The organism is Arthrobacter sp. yr096 (assembly GCF_900108925.1).
In the GTDB taxonomy this organism is placed as follows: Bacteria; Actinomycetota; Actinomycetes; order Actinomycetales; family Micrococcaceae; genus Arthrobacter.
In genome coordinates this window covers 1-1,085 of record NZ_FNYI01000026.1, presented here as the reverse complement: position 1 = coordinate 1,085, position 1,085 = coordinate 1, and the positions used below count along the sequence as shown (strand labels likewise).

The window sequence follows — 1,085 nt, the reverse complement described above, 5'->3', positions numbered from 1 at the left end:
GCTGAAGCCGTGCTGGAAACGCGGGGTGAGAGTAGGGAAGGAGAAGGCGCACGGACCAGCGCAGCAGCTGGCGCCGCACCCGCTTTGTGTTCCCTCATCTGCTCCATGCTCACACTCTGCCAGCAGGCACGCAGCACCATCAGGCCCAACCATCGCTATGTGGAGAATAGGCTCAATGTTGAAAACCAGGCATGCTTCGGCACCAAGTGCCTACTGGGAAGTCGGCCCCAAGGGTGAGAGCTCACTGGAGGCATGAGAGCTCACTGGCGCTCGGAACGGTGAAGACGTTCGGGAATGAGGCAGGTGGCGGTACTACGCGCTTGTCGCCTTGGCAGCTTTCGCGGCAGCCTTGGCCGCTTGCTTGCTTGCACGTACCTTGACCAGGGATTCCGGGTCCACGATGTCGGCAACAGACAAGTAGGACCCTCGGTCACCGTAGTGTCCCGCGGCTTCCCTCCACCCTTCGGCTTGAAGACCGCACTGCTTCCCCAACAAGGCCAGGAAGATCTTCGCCTTCTGTTCGCCGAAGCCGGGCAAAGCCTTGAGCCGCCGGAGAACCTCGGCACCATCGGGGCTTCCGCTGGTCCAGATGGCGGCCGCGTCCCCATCCCAGTCACGGTGCACCGTCACTGCCAGGGCTTGGACCCTGCCGGCCATGGACCCGGGGAACCGGTGGACGGCCGGCCGCTCCTTGAAGACTTCCACGAAGCCGGCGGGGTCGTGCTCTGCGATGACGCCGGGGTCCAGGGAGCCGAGGCGGGCGCGGATCTTCTCGGGTCCGGCAAAAGCCGACTCCATGGTGACTTGTTGGTCGAGCAACATACCCGTCAGCAACGCAAAGGCGTCGTCGCTCAGTAGTTGGTCAGCGGCGGCATCTCCTGTGATGTGCAGTTCCATGCGGTCCATCCTCCCACCACGGAGCGTTCCAGTCATTGACGATCCCGAGGCGACTTCCCAGGATGGGACTGCGGCTGGCGGCTTACCTCTGGTGGTGTTCGACGGCGGTGTGGTGGGGGTTTTGGGGGTGGTTGGGTGGTGGTGTGGGGGTGGATTTGCGTTGGGGGTTGGGGGCGTGTATTGTTTTC

At 63.4% G+C, this 1,085-nt stretch carries 1 protein-coding gene; it reads right to left on the bottom strand.

Features of this window, described 5'->3' with window-relative positions; all coding sequences use genetic code 11:
- Positions 1–312: 312 nt before the first annotated feature.
- The gene (locus tag BMY91_RS22890) at positions 313–906 is read right to left on the bottom strand and encodes an HhH-GPD-type base excision DNA repair protein (RefSeq protein ID WP_090826493.1); all 594 of its coding nucleotides are present in this window, start codon (positions 904–906) and stop codon (positions 313–315) included.
- Between the last annotated feature and the right edge of the window lie 179 nt (positions 907–1,085).